The sequence below is a fragment of the Streptomyces sp. E2N166 genome, assembly GCF_003671715.1.
Lineage (GTDB): Bacteria > Actinomycetota > Actinomycetes > Streptomycetales > Streptomycetaceae > Streptomyces > Streptomyces thinghirensis.
The window spans coordinates 200,739-201,022 of record NZ_RAIF01000018.1; positions in this window are offsets into that span (position 1 = coordinate 200,739).

The following is a 284-nucleotide window of genomic DNA, read 5'->3' on the forward strand; positions in this document are numbered from 1 at the left end:
GGCCGGGGCGATGGTGCCGGTGCTGGCCGGGGCGATGGTGCCGGTGCTGGCCGGGGCGATGGTGCCGGTGCTGGCCGGGGCGATGGTGCCGGAGGCGGAACGTCCCGTTCGGGTGAGGGAGTTGTCCACAACCGGTGGGTGGCCCACGGGCTCCGGCGGGCGACAGCGAGAAGCCTCATCGTGGGAGCGCAAGCCGATCTCCCGTCGTCTCCTCGTCACAGGTGGTGGTCACCGTGTCCCCTTCCACCGTTCCCAGCCCGCTTCCTCTCCCGCCTCCGCTCCCC